The 16,241-nt window shown below is 73.6% G+C and carries 13 protein-coding genes; 10 read left to right on the top strand and 3 right to left on the bottom strand.

Features of this window, described 5'->3' with window-relative positions; genetic code table 11:
* Positions 1 to 51: 51 nt before the first annotated feature.
* The 4 genes from SM418_RS25255 to SM418_RS25240 all read left to right on the top strand — a co-directional run bounded on the left by SM418_RS25255 (position 52) and on the right by SM418_RS25240 (position 5,468).
* A complete protein-coding gene (locus SM418_RS25255) occupies positions 52 to 2,028 on the top strand; it encodes a serine/threonine-protein kinase (protein ID WP_371943637.1) in 1,977 nt (658 codons plus the stop codon).
* Positions 2,029 to 2,075: 47 nt separating this feature from the next.
* On the top strand, positions 2,076 to 3,434 hold the full coding sequence (locus SM418_RS25250; RefSeq protein WP_371943636.1) for a serine/threonine-protein kinase: 1,359 nt from the start codon (positions 2,076 to 2,078) through the stop codon (positions 3,432 to 3,434).
* Between the two features lie 279 nt (positions 3,435 to 3,713).
* Entirely contained in the window at positions 3,714 to 4,493 is a 780-nt protein-coding gene (locus SM418_RS25245) for an electron transfer flavoprotein subunit beta/FixA family protein (protein WP_371943635.1), read from the top strand.
* 24 nt (positions 4,494 to 4,517) lie between these two features.
* Positions 4,518 to 5,468 carry an electron transfer flavoprotein subunit alpha/FixB family protein gene (locus SM418_RS25240; RefSeq protein ID WP_371943634.1) on the top strand — a complete coding sequence of 317 codons (951 nt, stop codon included), beginning with the start codon at positions 4,518 to 4,520 and terminating at the stop codon, positions 5,466 to 5,468.
* A gap of 97 nt (positions 5,469 to 5,565) precedes the next feature.
* On the opposite strand, the gene SM418_RS25235 is transcribed toward SM418_RS25240, so the two are convergent.
* Positions 5,566 to 6,786, bottom strand: a complete 1,221-nt coding sequence (locus SM418_RS25235) for an MFS transporter (protein WP_371943633.1) — start codon at positions 6,784 to 6,786, stop codon at positions 5,566 to 5,568.
* 170 nt (positions 6,787 to 6,956) lie between these two features.
* Positions 6,957 to 7,490: a TetR/AcrR family transcriptional regulator gene (locus SM418_RS25230; protein ID WP_371943632.1), complete on the bottom strand. Its 534-nt coding sequence runs from the start codon at positions 7,488 to 7,490 to the stop codon at positions 6,957 to 6,959.
* 131 nt (positions 7,491 to 7,621) lie between these two features.
* Between SM418_RS25230 and SM418_RS25225 the strand changes: the two genes are divergently transcribed.
* Positions 7,622 to 8,797: a cysteine desulfurase family protein gene (locus SM418_RS25225; RefSeq protein ID WP_371943660.1), complete on the top strand. Its 1,176-nt coding sequence runs from the start codon at positions 7,622 to 7,624 to the stop codon at positions 8,795 to 8,797.
* 43 nt (positions 8,798 to 8,840) lie between these two features.
* A complete protein-coding gene (locus SM418_RS25220; protein WP_371943631.1) occupies positions 8,841 to 9,668 on the top strand; it encodes a DUF1206 domain-containing protein in 828 nt (275 codons plus the stop codon).
* Here SM418_RS25220 and SM418_RS25215 read toward each other — a convergent pair.
* Positions 9,665 to 10,819: a DUF695 domain-containing protein gene (locus SM418_RS25215; protein WP_371943630.1), complete on the bottom strand. Its 1,155-nt coding sequence runs from the start codon at positions 10,817 to 10,819 to the stop codon at positions 9,665 to 9,667. The two genes, SM418_RS25220 and SM418_RS25215, sit on opposite strands and share 4 nt — an antisense overlap.
* A 67-nt stretch (positions 10,820 to 10,886) precedes the next feature.
* On the opposite strand from SM418_RS25215, the gene mnmA reads away from it, so the two are divergent.
* The 4 genes from mnmA to ligA all read left to right on the top strand — a co-directional run bounded on the left by mnmA (position 10,887) and on the right by ligA (position 16,193).
* Positions 10,887 to 11,963: a tRNA 2-thiouridine(34) synthase MnmA gene (gene mnmA, locus SM418_RS25210; RefSeq protein ID WP_371943629.1), complete on the top strand. Its 1,077-nt coding sequence runs from the start codon at positions 10,887 to 10,889 to the stop codon at positions 11,961 to 11,963.
* Between the two features lie 92 nt (positions 11,964 to 12,055).
* Entirely contained in the window at positions 12,056 to 12,874 is an 819-nt protein-coding gene (locus tag SM418_RS25205; RefSeq protein WP_371943628.1) for an LLM class F420-dependent oxidoreductase, read from the top strand.
* Between the two features lie 25 nt (positions 12,875 to 12,899).
* Complete coding sequence (locus SM418_RS25200) at positions 12,900 to 13,904, top strand: methionine synthase (protein ID WP_371943627.1); 1,005 nt, start codon at positions 12,900 to 12,902, stop codon at positions 13,902 to 13,904.
* A gap of 120 nt (positions 13,905 to 14,024) precedes the next feature.
* Complete coding sequence (ligA, locus tag SM418_RS25195) at positions 14,025 to 16,193, top strand: NAD-dependent DNA ligase LigA (protein ID WP_371943626.1); 2,169 nt, start codon at positions 14,025 to 14,027, stop codon at positions 16,191 to 16,193.
* The last annotated feature ends 48 nt before the right edge of the window (positions 16,194 to 16,241 follow it).

Below are 16,241 nucleotides of genomic sequence, written 5' to 3'. Positions count from 1 at the left end.
TGGCGGTTAGATCTTCCTGGCCGGAGCGGCGAGGGTAGGGTTTCGTAAACGATGAAGGGAGCCGTCACGTCCGGGGACCGAATCGGCCACTACAGCGTCCAGCAGACCCTCGGTGAGGGGGGCATGGGCGTCGTCTACCTCGGGACCGACCCCGAGGGGCGCAATGTTGCCATCAAGGTGCTGCGGCCCGCGGTCGCGGGTGACGCCACGGCGCGTCGCCGGCTGGCCCGCGAGGTCGATTCGATGCGCAGGGTGCACAGCCCGCACGTCGCGGAGATCCTCGACGCCGACGTGACCGCCGATCAGCCCTACATCGTGACCCAGTACGTGCCCGGCCGGACGCTCGAAGAGGTCGTCGAGGATTCGGGGCCGATCTACGGGCCCGGGCTGCAGCGGCTCGGGGTGGGGCTCGCGTCCGCGTTGTCGGCGATCCACGGCGCCGGGATCGTGCACCGCGACATGAAGCCCGGCAACGTGATGCTCGTGGACGGCGAGCCCGTCGTGATCGACTTCGGCATCGCGCAGGCCGCCGACGCGACCCGGCTCACCGCGACCGGCATGGTCATCGGCACGCCCGGCTATCTCGCCCCGGAGATCATCGAGGGGGAGGACGCGGGACCGCCGTCGGACGTGCACGCGTGGGCGGGCACGGTCGCCTACGCCGCCACGGGCCGGCCGCCGTTCGGCTCCGGCACCTTCGAGTCGATCTTCTACAAGATCATGCAGGGCGCGCCGGACCTGGAGGGGGTGCCGGACGCGCTGCTGCCGGTGCTGCGGTCGGCGATGGCGCGGCATCCGGCCGAGCGTCCGACAGCGGTCCACCTGGTGCAGCTCACCCGGCGGATCCACCTCGAGGCGACGATCACCGACCAGACCCGCGTCGACCAGCACTACACGTCGCCGGACCCGCCCGCGGCGGGTGCGGCCGCGGCGGGCACGTCGCTGGACGAGCCGGCGGCCGACCACTCGCGGCTGTTCTCCATGCCGGCGACCGGGCCGCAGGACTCCCGGCCGAGGGACGTCCCGGCGCGGCCCACCACGCCGGGCGGCGCGGCCGTCCCGACGCCGGCGCCCGTTCCGGCGCAGCCGAGGGACTTCGTCGGCCAGTTGCCGCCCGCGGCGCCTCCGCCGCCTCCGCCGGCGCCGCCGCCCGCGCAGTTCAAGGCGGGGGAGCAGTTCGGCCCGCGCGGCTACGGCCCGCCCGACCCCTACAACCAGGGCGGATACCCGCCGCCCTACGGCCAGCCGCCACCGGGCCAGCCACCGCCGGGCGCGCTCCAGCGCGGCGCTTACGACCAGCAGACGCAGGACGCGCAGCGCCGTGTCGCCGACCAGGCCCGTGCCGACAAGGCCCGTGCCGATCGGGAGCGTGCCGACCGGGACCGTGCCGACCGGGACCGCGGCGACCGGGACCGGCGCAAGCCCTACGGCTGGTACCGGGTGCTCAGTTTCGTCGTCCTCGTGGCGCTGCTCGGGTTCGCCGGCATCGCGCCGCTGCTCGCTCTCGGCGTCACGGTCGCGGGCGTGTTCGTGCTGCGTGCGGGGGACAAGGCCGCCAAGGGCATGGAGGGCCGGCAGACCCGGCGCGGCCCGCGCTCGGGCGATGCCGTCGCCGCCGCGTTCCGGACGCCGCTGCACCTGCCGGGCGCCCTGATGTCCACGGTCATGTGGACGTCGCTCAGCCTGTTCGCGGGGCTGGTCCTGCTCGGAGTGCTGATCTTCGCGCGGTCCGACATGACCGCCTCGAAGGCCATCGCGTACTCGTCCATGGCGGTGATCGGGCTGCTGTGTCTCGCGCCCGGCAGCGGCGCGCCGAGGCGGCAGCTCGCCCGGATCTGGGGCGCGCTCCTGCCGCGCGCCGAGGCCGCCCTCGCCGGCGCCCTGATCCTCGGGGTCTTCGCGGGGGTGCTGGTCGCGCTGTCGCAGCGGCAGCCGCCCGACACGACCCCGCTGGACGGGATGAGCCAGAGCCTGGAGGGGCTGCGGGCGGACGTCCGCGAACTCGTGTCCGGCATCCCCGGCATGTGATCGGCTCGTCCCCGCGGACGGGCCCGGTCGGTAGGGTGGCGACCCTTATGAGCGGTGAGACGAGCCATCAGGGACACATTGGTCCGTACCGGCTGCTGTCGCGCCTCGGCGGCGCGCCCGTCTTCGGTGGGCGGGCGCCGGGGGATGACGGGACCGTCCACCGCGCCGCCGCACCGGACGGGCGCGACGTGGCGATCCGGCTGCTCCCGCCCGGCGCGGCCCCGGACGTCGGGCGGATGCGCGAGGTGATCAGCCCGTACGTGGTGGACGTCCTGGACGGGGAGCCCGCCGGCCCGCGCCCGTATGTCGTGTCCAGGTTCGTCCCGGGCCGGCCGCTGGCGGAGACGGTCGCCGAGCGCGGCCCCATGTCGGGGGACGCGCTGCGCCGTATCGCCCTGGGGCTGGCCAAGGCGCTCGCGGCCATCCACCGGACGGGGCTCGCGCACGGCGGGCTCGGTCCGGGGACCGTGCTCGTCGTGGACGACGCACCCGTGGTCGTCGACTTCGCGCTGGTCGGCGGCGCCGATGCCGCCGGTGACGTCCGGGCGTGGGCCGCGACGGTGACGTTCGCCGCCACCGGACGGCGCGATGCCCACGCCGGCGCGCTGCCGGCTGGATTGCGGCCGCTGGTGGAGGCTGCTTCGCATCCCGATCCGGAGGTGCGCCCGGCGGCGGAGGAGCTGGCGGAGGCCGCCTCCGGGCTTGACCTCCCCGCCGTCCCGGCTCCCCGTCGTGCCCCGACGAGCGCGCCGCAGCCCGACCCCGAGCCCGTCCCAGGGCCGCGAGCCGAGCCCGTCCCAGAGCCGGACGCCGTGGCCGTGCCGGGGCCCGCGGACGGGACGCGGCGGCGGGGCGCCGAGGCGCACGAGATGGCGGTGGCGTCGGGCTGGGCGCGGCTGCTCGCCGCCATGGTCGTGGTGAACGCGATCGCTTTCGCGATCATGGCCCCGATCGCGGGGCTCGTCCTGTCGCTCGCCGCGGTGACGCTGCTGCGGCTCGCGGGCGCGGCTCCGGGGACCAGGGCGCGCGCACTCGGGCGGACACTGCTGACCGTCCCGTACGCGGCGGTGTTCACGGCCGCGGTCCCGCTCGGGCTCGTCGCGGCGTCGGCGGTCGGCGGGGAGATCGACTCGCTCACCGCCTGCGCGTTCGGTGCCGGGGCCGGGGCGGCGGCGCTGTGGACGGCGCCGGGCGTGAAGGGCCCGCGCCGGCAGCTGGAGCGGATCTTCCTGCCCCTCGCGCGCGGCCCCCGGCGCGTCGCCGCCGCTGTCGTGGGCCTCGGCGTGCTCGCTCTGCTCGCGGGCGTGGGCGCGATGACGCTGACGCCGAGTTTCGCCCCGATGTACGGGCTGCAGCAGACGCTGGAGAGCTCGATGGACCGCCTGCAGCACGCCGTCAACAGGTAGCGGGACGTGAAGTGCGTCACGTCCGTTTCGGGACACGGATAGGCCCGTGAAGGCCCCGGACTCGTGGGTAAGGTCTCACGAGCTGGGATTGGCCGGGGGGCTACCGGCAAGTAACATTGTTCGTGCACGGCCGAATCAGGGCCCCGGGTCCGAAGGACGTTCGGGGATTTGGCAGGCTGTGACTTCGAAAGCGCACGTCCGCGTCGACCCGTCATGGGCGGCGCCCCTCTGCCGCTTACCTCAGCGGCCAACTGAGTGCAGGGAGGTCGGCCACCGGCCATGAACATCGTCGTCCTGGTGAAGCAGGTTCCCGATACGGAGAGCCCGCGCAAGCTGAAGTCCGATGACAGCACGCTCGACCGCGCCGCGGCTGACGGCGTCATCAACGAGCTCGATGAGTACGCGATCGAAGAGGCGCTGCGCATCAAGGAGGCCCAGGGCGGCGAGGTGACCGTCCTGACCATGGGCCCCGACAAGGCCACCGACTCGATCCGCAAGTCCCTGGCCATGGGCGCCGACAAGGCCGTGCACCTCGTCGACGAGGGCCTCGCCGGCTCCGACGCGCTGCAGACCTCCTACGCGATCCAGCAGGCGCTCGGCCGCACCGGGTTCGACCTGGTGATCCTCGGCTCGGAGTCCACCGACGCGCGCACCGGCGTCCTCGCCGCGATGCTCGCCGAGCGGCTCGGCGTCGCGCAGGTGTCGCTCGCCAACAAGGTCGAGATCGACGGGACGTCCGTCAAGGCGCAGCGGCAGACCGACTACGGCTTCGACCGGGTCGAGGCCAGCCTGCCCGCGGTCGTCAGCGTCGTCGAGAAGATCAACGAGCCGCGCTACCCCTCGTTCAAGGGGATCATGGCGGCCAAGAAGAAGCCGGTCGAGACGCTCGGCCTGGGCGACGCCGGCATCGAGGCGTCCCAGGTGGGCCTGGCGAACGCCGCCACCGAGGTGGTCGACTTCGCCGAGGCGCCGCCGCGCGCCAAGGGCGAGATCGTCACCGACGAGGGCGACGGCGGTGCGAAGATCGCCGAGTTCCTCGCGTCGAAGAAGTTCGTCTGACCGGGGAAGGGGATTTAGAGACCAATGGCTGAGATTCTCGTCCTCGTCGACCATGTCGACGGTGAGGTCAAGAAGGTCACGCTCGAACTGCTGACGCTGGCCAACCGGCTCGGCGAGGCCGCCGCGGTATGGGTCGGCCCCGGCTACGAGAGCGCCAAGGACAGGCTGGGCGAGTACGGCGCCGGCAAGGTCTACGTGGCCGCCGACGAGGAGCTCACCTCCTACGTCGTCGCCCCGAAGGCCGCGCTGCTGGCGCAGCTGGTGAGCGAGAAGTCCCCGGCCGCGGTGCTCGTCGCCGCCACCGCCGAGGGCAAGGAGATCGCCGGCCGCCTCGCGGTCAAGACCGGCTCCGGCGTGCTCACCGACGTCGTGGACGTCACCGACGGCTTCGTCGCCGAGCACTCCATCTTCGGCGGCGGGATCATCGCGCACGCCAAGGTGCGGACCGGCACGCCGATCATCGCGGTCCGGCCGAACTCGGTCGCCCCCGAGGCGTCCGCGGCCACCCCGGCCGAGGAGCAGGTGTCGGTCACGCTGTCGGACACCGACAAGGGCACCAGGATCGTGGAGAAGGTCGTCCAGGAGAAGGGCGAGCGCCCGGACCTGACCGAGGCCGCGATCGTCGTCTCCGGCGGCCGCGGCGTCGGCGGCGCCGAGAACTTCAAGATCATCGAGGGCCTGGCCGACTCGCTCGGCGCGGCCGTCGGCGCCTCCCGCGCCGCGACCGACGCCGGCTGGTACCCGCACTCGTTCCAGGTCGGCCAGACCGGCAAGACCGTGTCGCCGCAGCTGTACATCGCGGTCGGCATCTCCGGCGCCATCCAGCACCGGGCCGGCATGCAGACCTCGAAGACCATCGTCGCCATCAACAAGGACCCCGAGGCGCCGATCTTCGAGCTCGTCGACTACGGCATCGTGGGCGACCTCTTCCAGGTCGCGCCGCAGCTCACCGAGGAGATCACCAAGCGCAAGTGATCCCACGCGAACGGCCCCGGCGACGCGCGTCGCCGGGGCCTTTCGCCGTTCAGGTCGCCGTTCAGGTCGCCGTTCAGGCCGTCGTTCGGGTCGCCGTTCAGGCGGCGACGGGTTCGGGACGGGTGTCGCTCGGGTCGCCGGGCCGGGGTCGCGCGGCCGGCATGGCGGCGGCGACGTCCGCCGACCTGCGGAGCGGGACGAAGCGCGCTCCGGCGGCGATCAGCAGTGCCAGGACGACGACCGTGCCGACGCCGATCCGCAGGGAGGTGGCGTCCGAGAGGAAGCCGACCACGACGGGGCCGAGCAGGAGGCCGCCGTAGCCCATCGCGCCGACCTGGGCGACGGCCGCGGCGGGACGGTCCGGCGCGGCGGTTCCGGCCAGCGAGATCGTCGTCGGGACGACGGTGCAGACGACGAGCCCGGTCACGAAGAACCCGGCGATCGCGACGGCCGGGGTCGGCGCCAGCACCACGACGGTCATGCCGGCCGCGGTGCCGAGGCCCGCGCCGACCAGCAGGCGGCGGGTGCCGACGCGCGTCCGGACGCGGTCGCCGACCAGCCGGCCGAGCAGCATCGCCAGCTCGAACACGGGGTAGCCGGCGGCGGCCAGGGCCTCGGTGGCGCCCAGCTCGTCGTGCAGGAGCAGGCCGCTCCAGTCGGCGATCGAGCCCTCGGTCATGAACGCGATGAAGGCCAGGACGCCGATCAGGTAGACGGCGGCGGGCATGCGGCGCGCCCTGCGGCCCGTCCCGGGCGCGGCGGGCGCCACGGGGTCGGGCAGGTAGGTGCGGCCGAGCGCGAGGCCGGCGGGGAGCGACAGCAGCGCGGCGGCCAGCACGGTCTCGGTGAAGCCGAACCCGGCGGCGGCCGTGGCGACGCCGAACAGCCCGCCGCTCATCGCGCCGACGCACCAGCCGGCGTGCATGCCGCTCAGGACGGGCCGGCGGTAGGCCTGCTCGACGACGCTGCCCTGCGCGTTCATCGCGATGTCGGTGATCCCGAACGTCATGCCGAACAGGGCGACGGCGACGAGCAGCAGCCAGTAGGCGGGCGCGAGCGCCACCGCCACGTAGGACAGCGCGGTCAGCGGGAGGGCCACCCGCAGCACCGCCCGGCTGCCCGCGCGCGCCATGACGCCGCGCAGCGCCTGCATGGCGGCGATCGCGCCGAGCCCCCAGACGAGGACGACGACGCCGATCTCGCCCTCCGTCGTCCCGAACTTCCCGGCCAGCGCGGGCATGCGCGCCACCCACACCCCGGTCAGCAGACCGGCCAGTGCGAAGGTGAGGAACGTTCCGGAACGGGCACGCAGCAGCATCGTTCACCTCTTTCTCGGCTCGGCGGGGCGCACCCCGGTGCCGCTCACGCGGCGTCGTGACGGACGTCCGGCCCGAACCGCGACGCGATCCGGGCTGTGCGGGGTGGACCCCGCGGGGTTGGTCAGTCGCTCGGGCCCCAGGGGCCCGCAGTGGGGGAGGCTCCCCCGTGTCATCGCTCCAGCAGGCCCAGGAGCCGGCGTTTCAGCGCTTCGAGCTGCCGCGCGTCGTACAGCTCGGGGTCGTGGCTCACCACTTCCCAGAGGCCCTCGGCGGCCAGCCGGACGACCGCCGCGATGCCCGGGTCCGGGTCGTCGGCCGGGTCGCGTCCGTGCCAGCGGCGCATCGCCTCGTTCAGCGGCTCGGCCTGGTCCGGGTCCGCCGCGGCGGCCGTGATGGCCGACCAGCGCCGGTAGGCGCGCGCCTCACCGGTGAGGATCTCGAACGTGGCCTCGACGTAGGCGCGGGTGTAGGAGCCCGGCGCGCCGGCCCCGTACGCGTCGACGTAGGAGGCGATCAGGTCGTCGAAATCCTCGATGACCCGCGCCACCATCGCCCGGACGAGCGCCTCCTTGGTGGGGAAGTGGTAGAGCAGCCCTCCCTTGCTGACGCCGGCGCGGTCGGCGACCGCGGTGAGCGTCAGCGCCTGCGTCCCCTGCTCGGAGAGGACGGCTTCGGCGGCGTCCAGTAGGGCTTCCTTCGTCATGATCCCTCCACTGTACCGGCTGGACGGTACAGACGGTGAACCCGGTCCCCGCCCCGGCTATTCCCGGCCTCCGCGTAAGCGCACGGCCACCGGCGGGGAACAGGGCGGGCGCGGATACTGTTGACCGCGTGGTGACCTACCTCGACCATGCGGCGACGACCCCGATGCGGCCCGAGGCCATCGAGGCGATGACGGCGGAGCTACGCGAGCTGGGGAACCCGTCCTCCCTGCACGCGGTGGGGCGGCGCGCCCGCCGGGTCGTCGAGGAGTCCCGCGAGATCATCGCCGAGGCGTTCGACGCCCGCCCGAGCGAGGTCGTGTTCACCTCCGGCGGCACCGAGGCCGACAACCTCGCGGTCAAGGGCCTCTACTGGGCGCGCCGCGGCGCCGACCCCGCGCGCACACGCGTGCTGGCGGGCGCCGTCGAGCACCACGCCGTCATGGACGCCGTGCAGTGGCTCGCCGACCACGAGGGCGCCAAGGTCGAGTGGCTGCCGGTGGACGCGGTGGGCCGCGTCCGTCCCGAGGCGCTCCGCGAGGCGCTCGGCTCCGGCGACGATGTGGCGCTCACCACGGTCATGTGGGCCAACAACGAGGTCGGGACCGTCCAGCCCATCGCCGACCTCGCCGCCGCCGCCCGCGAGCGCGGCGTCCCCCTGCACACCGACGCCGTCCAGGCCGCCGGGCAGCTGCCCGTCGGCTTCGCGGCGAGCGGGGCGCAGGCCCTGACCATCACCGGCCACAAGCTCGGCGGCCCGATCGGCGTCGGCGCGCTGCTGCTCGCCAAGCCGAAAGAGCCGGTCTTCCTCGACCCGGTGCCGCTGCTGCACGGCGGAGGGCAGGAGCGCGACGTCCGCTCCGGGACGCTCGACACGCCCGCCATCGCCGGGTTCGCCGCCGCCGTCCAGGCCACCCTCGCGCACCGGGAGGCCGAGGCGCGCCGCCTGACCGGGCTGCGCGACCTGCTGATCGCTGCCGTCCGCACGGCCGTGCCCGACGCGATCCTGAACGGCGACCCCGTGGACCGCCTGCCCGGCAACGCGCACTTCTCCTTCCCCGGCTGCGAGGGCGACGCCCTGCTCATGCTGCTGGACGCTCGCGGCATCGCGTGCTCCACCGGGTCGGCGTGCTCGGCCGGCGTCTCGCAGCCCAGCCACGTCCTGCTCGCGATGGACGCGAGCCCCGAGCGCGCCCGCGGCTCGCTGCGCTTCACCCTCGGCCACACCTCCGCCGAGGCGGACGTGAAGGCGCTCGCCGACGCCATCGGCCCCGCCGTGGAACGCGCGCGCCGCGCCGGTCTCAGCTGATCCATCCTGGTTTTACCGTTCCTTGAACGGGGACAGAGCGCCCGTGACGATCGACGTGACCGAAGGAATCAAGCAGGCGGCGGGACATCCCTGGTTCCACCGCATGTCCCGCGTGGGCCTGGTCGCCCACGGCCTCCTCTACCTGCTCATCGGCTGGCTCGCCCTCCAGGTCGCCTTCGGCGGCGGCGGGAAGGAGGCCGACCGGAACGGAGCGCTCCAGGAGGTCGCCGACAAGCCCGGCGGCCCCGTCGTCCTGTGGCTGATGGCGGTCGGGTTCGCCGCGCTCGTCCTCTGGCAGTGCGCCGAAGCCCTGTTCGGACGTCCCACGCCGGACGGTCACAAGCCCACCAAACGGCTGGGCTCCGCCGCGCGCGCCATCGTCTACGCGACGGCCTGCGGGGGGACCCTGGCGTTCCTGCTCGGCCACCAGGGGAAGTCGAGCGACCAGCAGTCCAAGAGCCTCACCGCGCGGCTGATGGGCGAGCCGGGCGGCCGCTGGCTCGTCCTCGCGATCGCGGCGGGCTTCGTGGTCTGGGGGGCCGTCGTGATCGTCGGCGCCGTCCGCCGCAAGTTCCTCCGCGAGCTCAAGACCGCCGAGATGAGCGGGGCGGAGCGCCGCTTCGCCCAGGCCCTCGGAATCGTCGGCAACCTCGCCCGCGGCCTCGTCGGGCTCGCCGTCGGAGCCTTCCTCGCCCACGCGGCCATCACCTTCGACCCCAAGAAGGCCCATGGCCTGGACGGCGCCCTCCGCGAGTTCGCCGACACCCCCGCCGGCGTCTGGGGCCTGGTGGCCGTCGCCGCCGGCGTCCTCACCTTCGGCCTCTACTCCATCTGCGAAGCGAAATGGCGGAAGGTCGACGCGACCCGCTAGGGCTGGTACGGCGCGAGGGCCTTCCAGGCCGGGTCGGCGGTGGAGGCGACCTTGGCCTTGCCCTCCGGCCAGCCGGCGGCGAGCTGGTCGAGCTCGGAGATGACGCCCGAGTCGGGGTCGGCGTACAGGTGGAAGACGCGCAGGCCGTCACCGGTCTCGCGAACGGCGAGGACCGCGCGGTCGCCGAGCTTGGTCAGCTTCTTCTCGAAGGCGCGCAGCGCGCCCGCCGACGGCTCGACCGGCAGCCGGTCGGGGTTGCTGTTGGCGTACGGGACGCTGATCGCCACGTGCAGGTCGCAGAGCGGGTAGTCCTGGCGGTGCAGCGGGAACCGGGCGCCGAGGCGGGCGGGATGCCCGCGCGGGGTGCGGCCCTCGCCGGACAGCCACGCGGGCTCGGCGAACGGCTCGGCGACCTGCTCGACGACGACGGGCAGCATCGACGGCGGCAGCGAGTCGATCGGCGCCTCCGTCGCGATCGTGACCTCGCCGATCCAGCGGGCCACGTCGTCCTCGCCGAGCGCCCAGTACAGGACGTTCAGCGCCACCTGGAGCTGCTGCTCCTCGGAGACGAAGAGGAAGTCGGGATGGTAGGCCGCGATGTGCACGCGGGCGCGGTCGGTGTCGGCGCGCATGCCCAGCCGGACGTACTCCAGGTCGAACTCGTGGTCGCCGAGGACGAGGTCCTGGGCGAGCATCTCCGGGTCGGCCTGGCGCGCCGGATGGAAGCTCCAGCCGCCGGCCGCGGCGCCGGTCGGCGCGGACCGCGCCCAGCGCTCGGTCACGCCGCGCAGCCCGGGGTCGCCGCCGCCGGTCACGGTCAGTGACGGGTTCCGGTCGTCGGCGCCGCCGATCTCCCACTGCAGCCCTGAGTGGATCTTGTGCACCCGGCGGGACAGCTCCTCCATCGTCTCCGCCGACAGCCCCTCGCCGGGCACGGCGGTCTCGGGCTCGCCGGGCGCGGTGGCCTCGGGCTCGCCGGGCGCGGTGGCCTCGGGCTCGCCGGGCCCGCCGATCTCGGGCTCGCCGGGCTCGGGCCGGGCGGCCAGCGACGCCTCGATCGTCGGGCGGGCCTGCGCCCACCACTCCCAGAACTCGCTGATGGCGGGCGGTGCGACGGCGGACGTCTCGCGCGGACGACGGAAGATTCCCATAGCGGCCCCAATCGTACGCGGAAATGCAGGCGGCGGACCCGGCCACGCCGCGTAGGCTCGAAGGACTATGACTCTGCGCGTACTCGCCGCCATGTCGGGCGGCGTCGACTCCGCCGTGGCCGCCGCCCGCGCCGCCGAGGCCGGGCACGACGTCACCGGTGTCCACATGGCCCTGTCCAGCAACCCCCAGTCCTACCGTACGGGGGCGCGCGGCTGCTGCACCCTGGAAGACTCGCGGGACGCGCGCCGCGCGGCCGACGTGATCGGCATCCCGTTCTACGTGTGGGATCTCGCCGAGCGCTTCCACGAGGACGTGGTGGAGGACTTCGTCAGCGAGTACGCGGCGGGCCGCACCCCGAACCCGTGCCTGCGCTGCAACGAGAAGATCAAGTTCGCCGCGCTGCTGGACCGCGCGACGGCCCTCGGGTTCGACGCCGTCTGCACCGGGCACTACGCGCGGCTGGACGGCGGCGTCCTGCGCCGCGGCGTCGACGCGGGCAAGGACCAGTCGTACGTGCTGGCCGTCTGCACGCCCGAGCAGCTCTCGCGCGCGCTGTTCCCGCTCGGCGACACGTCCAAGGCCGACATCCGGCGCGAGGCGCAGCGGCGCGGCCTCCAGGTCGCCGACAAGCCGGACAGCCACGACATCTGCTTCATCGCCGACGGCGACACGCGCGGTTTCCTCGCCGAGCGGCTCGGCTCCGCCAAGGGCCCGATCGTCGACTCGGGCGGCAACGAGGTCGGCGAGCACGACGGCGCCTACGCCTACACGATCGGCCAGCGCAAGGGCCTGCGGATCGGCACCCCGGCGCCGGACGGGCGGCCCCGCTACGTCCTCGACATCTCCCCGGTCACGAACACGGTGACGGTCGGGCCGCGCGAGGAGCTGGACGTCCACGAGATCACCGGCGAGCGCCCGGTGTGGCTGAGCGACGCGCCGGACGGCCCGTTCGGCTGCCAGGTCCAGCTCCGCGCGCACGGCGAGGTGCACGACTGCACGGTGGAGCGGCACGGCGACGAGCTGCGCATCCGCCTGGCCGCCCCGGCACGCGGCGTCGCGACCGGCCAGGCCGCCGTCCTGTACGCCGGCGACCGCGTCCTCGCGTCGGCCACGATCGCCGACGCGGCCCGCGTCCGCGCCTGACGGCGGCCGCCCGGTTCCTCGTTCCGGGCGGCTTGGGGAATCATGTGGGGCCGCGGTGGCTTATGCGCCGTAGCGAATCATGGAGGCGTGCTGTGGAGTTCGGTGTTTCGACGTTCGTGACCGATGACGGGATCGGGCCGGCGGCGCTCGGGCGGGCGCTGGAGGAGCGCGGGTTCGGGTCGTTGTTCCTGGCCGAGCACACGCACATCCCGGTGAAGCGGGAGTCGCCGTGGCCGGGCGGGGCGGAGCTGCCCCGGATGTACTACCGGACGCTCGACCCGTTCGTGGCGCTGACCGCCGCCGCGTCGGTGACCGAGCGGCTCCGCGTCGGAACCGGCATCGCCCTGATCATCCAGCGGGACCCGATCGTCCTGGCCAAGGAGACCGCCTCCCTCGACCTGGTCTCCGGCGGGCGGGCCGTGCTCGGCGTGGGCGCGGGCTGGAACCGGGAGGAGATGCGCAACCATGGCACCGACCCCGCGACGCGGATGCGGCTGCTCCGCGAGCGGGTGCTGGCCGTCAAGGAGCTGTGGACGAAGGACGAGGCCGAGTTCCACGGCGAGTTCGTCGACTTCGACCCCGTGTTCTCCTACCCGAAGCCCGTCCAGGACCCGCACCCGCCGGTGATGATCGGCGGGGCCGGGCCGACGACCTTCGACCGGGTCGTGGAGTTCGGCGACGGCTGGATGCCGATCTACGGGCGCGGCACCGACGTGCTCGCCGGGAAGATCGCCGAGCTGCGCGAGCGCGCGGGCCGCGCGGTGCCGGTCACGGTGTTCGGGGTCCCCGGGAAGCCGGAGGCCGTCGCGGAGCTGGCGGCCGCGGGCGTCGACGAGGTGCTGTTCAACCTGAAGACCGAGCCGGAAGGCGACACGCTCCGCTACCTGGACCGGCTCGCGGAACTGGTGTGATCGCCGCGCCGATAGGGTGCGCGGTGTGACGAGTTATCCGTGGCGGGCGGGGACGGCGACCGGTGCCGGGTCGTACCCGGGGGACGACCCGGCGGAGGCGCTGAGGGTCGTTTTCGGTGAGCTGCCCGAGCTGCCGCACCTGCCGGAGCTGCCCGCGCGCGGCCCCGGCGCCGACCTGACCGGGCGGACGGCCGGGCTGCTGGTCGACATGCCGGTGCGGGTGGAGCCGTCCGGGTGGCGGTTCTCCGACCGTCCCGGCCGTGACACGCTGCGCGCCCACGACCACCTCGCCCGCGACCTGGACGTCCTTGAGGAGGTCGCGGGCGGCCACGACGGACCGTTCAAGATCCAGGTGTGCGGTCCGTGGACGCTGGCCGCCACGATCGAGCTCCGGCACGGCGACCGGGCGCTGAAGGACCCGGGCGCCGTCCGCGACCTCGCCGCCTCGCTCGCCGAGGGCGTCGCCGCGCACGTCGCGGACGTCCGGCGGCGGCTGCCCGCCGCGGAGATCGTCCTGCAGTTGGACGAGCCGGGCCTGCCCGCCGTGCTCGCCGGGACCGTCCCGACCGCCAGCGGGTTCTCCCGGCTGCGCGCGATCGAGGAGCCCGTCGCCGAGGACACCCTTCGGAGCGTGATCGAAGCGGCCGGCGCCTACCCCGTCGTGCACTGCTGCGCCAGGAACGTCCCGTACGGGCTGCTGCGCGGCGCCGGCGCGAAGGCGATCTCGGTCGATCTGCGGCGGGTGCCGCAGCGCGACGACGACGCGGTGGGGGAGGCGATCGACGCGGGGACGGCCCTGTTCCTCGGCGCGGTGCCCGCCACCGACGCCGTCCTGCCCTCCCTCCAGGCGACCGGCGCGCCGGTCCGGGACCTGTGGCGGCGGCTCGGCTTCCCGCCCGCGCAGCTCGCGAGGCAGGTCGTGATCACCCCGGCGTGCGGGATGGCCGACGCGTCGCCCCGTTACGTCCGCGAGGCCCTCAAGCGCTGCCGCGAAACGGCGCGGATGCTCTACGAGGCGGCCGAGCAGTGATCGCGGCGGAGCGGAGGTCGCCGGCCTGCCGTTCTCGCCGTGCGGTGCGGGGCGCCGTCCCCCGCGATGACACGGCTGAGGTGCGCTCATAATGTCGTATGTGAAGGCGACAATGAAGGCATGACCATGAGCGACGGCGTTCCCACCGAGGCACGGCAGCGGCACCTCGAGCTGAGCGAACAGCTCGAAGAGGCCAACTACCGGTACTACGTCCTCGACCAGCCGACGCTCACGGACGCGGAGTACGACCAGCGGATGCGGGAGATCCGCGTGCTGGAGGAGCGGCACCCGGAGCTGGTCACGCCCGACTCGCCGACGCAGAAGGTCGGCGCGCCGATCATCACCGACTTCGCGACCGTCCGGCATCTGGAGCGGATGCAGAGCCTCGACAACGCGATGAACGCCGACGAGCTGCTCGCGTGGGACGAGCGCGTCGTCAAGGAGGTCGGCGAGGTCGCCGGCTACCTGTGCGAGCTGAAGATCGACGGCCTGGCGATCGCGCTGACCTACGAGAAGGGGCGGCTGGTGCGCGGGGTCACCCGCGGGGACGGCCGCACCGGCGAGGACGTCACGAACAACGTCCGCACCATCGCCGACATCCCCGGCCAGCTGGCGGGCGACGGCTGGCCGGACGTCCTGGAGGTCCGCGGCGAGGTCTTCCTGCCGGTCGAGGGGTTCGAGCAGGTCAACGCCGCGCAGATCGAGGCCGGCAAGGACCCGTTCGCCAACCCGCGCAACGCGGCCGCGGGGTCGCTGCGGCAGAAGGACCCGCGGGTCACCGCGCACCGGCCGCTCGGCATGCTCGTCCACGGGTTCGGCGCCTGGCAGGGCGGGACGCAGCCGGAGAGCCAGTCCGGGGCGTACGAGCTGATGCGCGGCTGGGGGCTGCCGGTCAGCGACCGGTACCAGGTCGTCGGCGGGATGGACGCGGTCCGCGAGTACATCGCCGGGTACGGCGACGACCGGCACGCCACCGCCTACGAGATCGACGGGGTCGTCGTCAAGGTCGACCAGTTCTCGCTGCAGCGGCGGCTCGGATCGACCAGCCGGGCGCCGCGCTGGGCGATCGCGTGGAAGTACCCGCCGGAGGAGGTCAACACCAAGCTCCTCGACATCAAGGTCGGCGTAGGGCGGACGGGGCGCATCACCCCCTACGGCGTGATGGAGCCCATCAAGGTCGCCGGGTCCACCGTCGAACGCGCGACGCTGCACAACGCGGGCGAGGTCAGGCGCAAGGGCGTGCTGATCGGCGACACCGTCGTGCTGCGGAAGGCGGGCGACGTGATCCCCGAGATCGTCGCGCCGGTGACCGCGCTGCGGGACGGCTCGGAGCGCGAGTTCGAGATGCCCGCCCACTGCCCCGAGTGCGGGACGGAGCTGGCGTACGAGAAGGAGGGCGACGCCGACATCCGCTGCCCGAACGCGCGGTTCTGCCCGGGGCAGCTGCGCGAGCGGCTGTTCTTCGTGGCGAGCCGCAACGCGCTCGACATCGAGGCGCTCGGTTACGTCGCGGCAACGGCGCTCACGCAGCCGCTCGAGCCGGACGACCCGCCGGTGAAGAACGAGGGCGACCTGTTCCACCTGACCGTCGACCGGCTCCTCCCGATCAGGAGCCTGGTCCTCGACCAGCGCACGGGCACGTCCAAGACCGACCCGAAGACCGGCGAGCCGAAGGTCGTGTCGTTCTTCGCCAACAAGGAGGGCGAGCCGAAGAAGACCGTCGAGATCCTCTTCGAGGAGCTGGAGAAGGCCAAGCGGCAGCCGCTGTGGCGGGTGCTGGTGGCCCTGTCGATCCGGCACGTGGGGCCCTCGGCCGCGCGCGACCTCGCCCGCGAAATGCGCTCGATGGACGCGATCGCGGACGCCACCGAGGAGGAGCTGGCGGCGGTCGACGGCGTCGGCCCGACGATCGCGGCGTCGATCAAGAACTGGTTCACGGTCCCGTGGCACCGGGAGATCGTCGACAAGTGGCGGGCCGCGGGCGTCCGGATGGAGGACGAGGGCGCGGCGGGCCCGCGCCCGCTGGAGGGCGTCACCGTGGTGATCACCGGCTCGCTGGAGGAGTACAGCCGGGACTCGGCGACCGAGGCGGTGCAGCGGCTCGGCGGCAAGGTGTCCGGCTCGGTGTCGAAGAAGACCGGCTTCGTGGTCGTGGGCGACAATCCAGGGTCGAAATACGACAAAGCCGTCAAGTTGGGCGTACCGGTCCTAGCGGAAGAGGGCTTCCGTGTCCTGCTCGCCGATGGGCCGGATGCGGCCAAAAACGTAACTTTGCGCGCCGGCGAATAACGGCGCGTGGTCGCGGAGGCCCCACCAGGGTTGCGTTACTCAGGGGTA

Source organism: Actinomadura chokoriensis, from assembly GCF_041463665.1.
Classification (GTDB): Bacteria; Actinomycetota; Actinomycetes; order Streptosporangiales; family Streptosporangiaceae; genus Spirillospora; species Spirillospora chokoriensis_A.
The sequence above is the reverse complement of the archived record's forward strand: the minus strand, read 5'-3'. Positions and strand labels throughout refer to the sequence as shown.

Coding starts and splice junctions, on each gene's coding strand:
- SM418_RS25240 (WP_371943634.1), top strand. CDS start 4,518: ATGGCTGAGATTCTCGTCCTCGTCGACCATGTCGACGGTGAGGTCAAG.
- SM418_RS25230 (WP_371943632.1), bottom strand. CDS start 7,490: ATGACGAAGGAAGCCCTACTGGACGCCGCCGAAGCCGTCCTCTCCGAG.
- SM418_RS25245 (WP_371943635.1), top strand. CDS start 3,714: ATGAACATCGTCGTCCTGGTGAAGCAGGTTCCCGATACGGAGAGCCCG.
- ligA (WP_371943626.1), top strand. CDS start 14,025: ATGACCATGAGCGACGGCGTTCCCACCGAGGCACGGCAGCGGCACCTC.
- SM418_RS25250 (WP_371943636.1), top strand. CDS start 2,076: ATGAGCGGTGAGACGAGCCATCAGGGACACATTGGTCCGTACCGGCTG.
- SM418_RS25215 (WP_371943630.1), bottom strand. CDS start 10,819: ATGGGAATCTTCCGTCGTCCGCGCGAGACGTCCGCCGTCGCACCGCCC.
- SM418_RS25235 (WP_371943633.1), bottom strand. CDS start 6,786: ATGCTGCTGCGTGCCCGTTCCGGAACGTTCCTCACCTTCGCACTGGCC.
- mnmA (WP_371943629.1), top strand. CDS start 10,887: ATGACTCTGCGCGTACTCGCCGCCATGTCGGGCGGCGTCGACTCCGCC.
- SM418_RS25255 (WP_371943637.1), top strand. CDS start 52: ATGAAGGGAGCCGTCACGTCCGGGGACCGAATCGGCCACTACAGCGTC.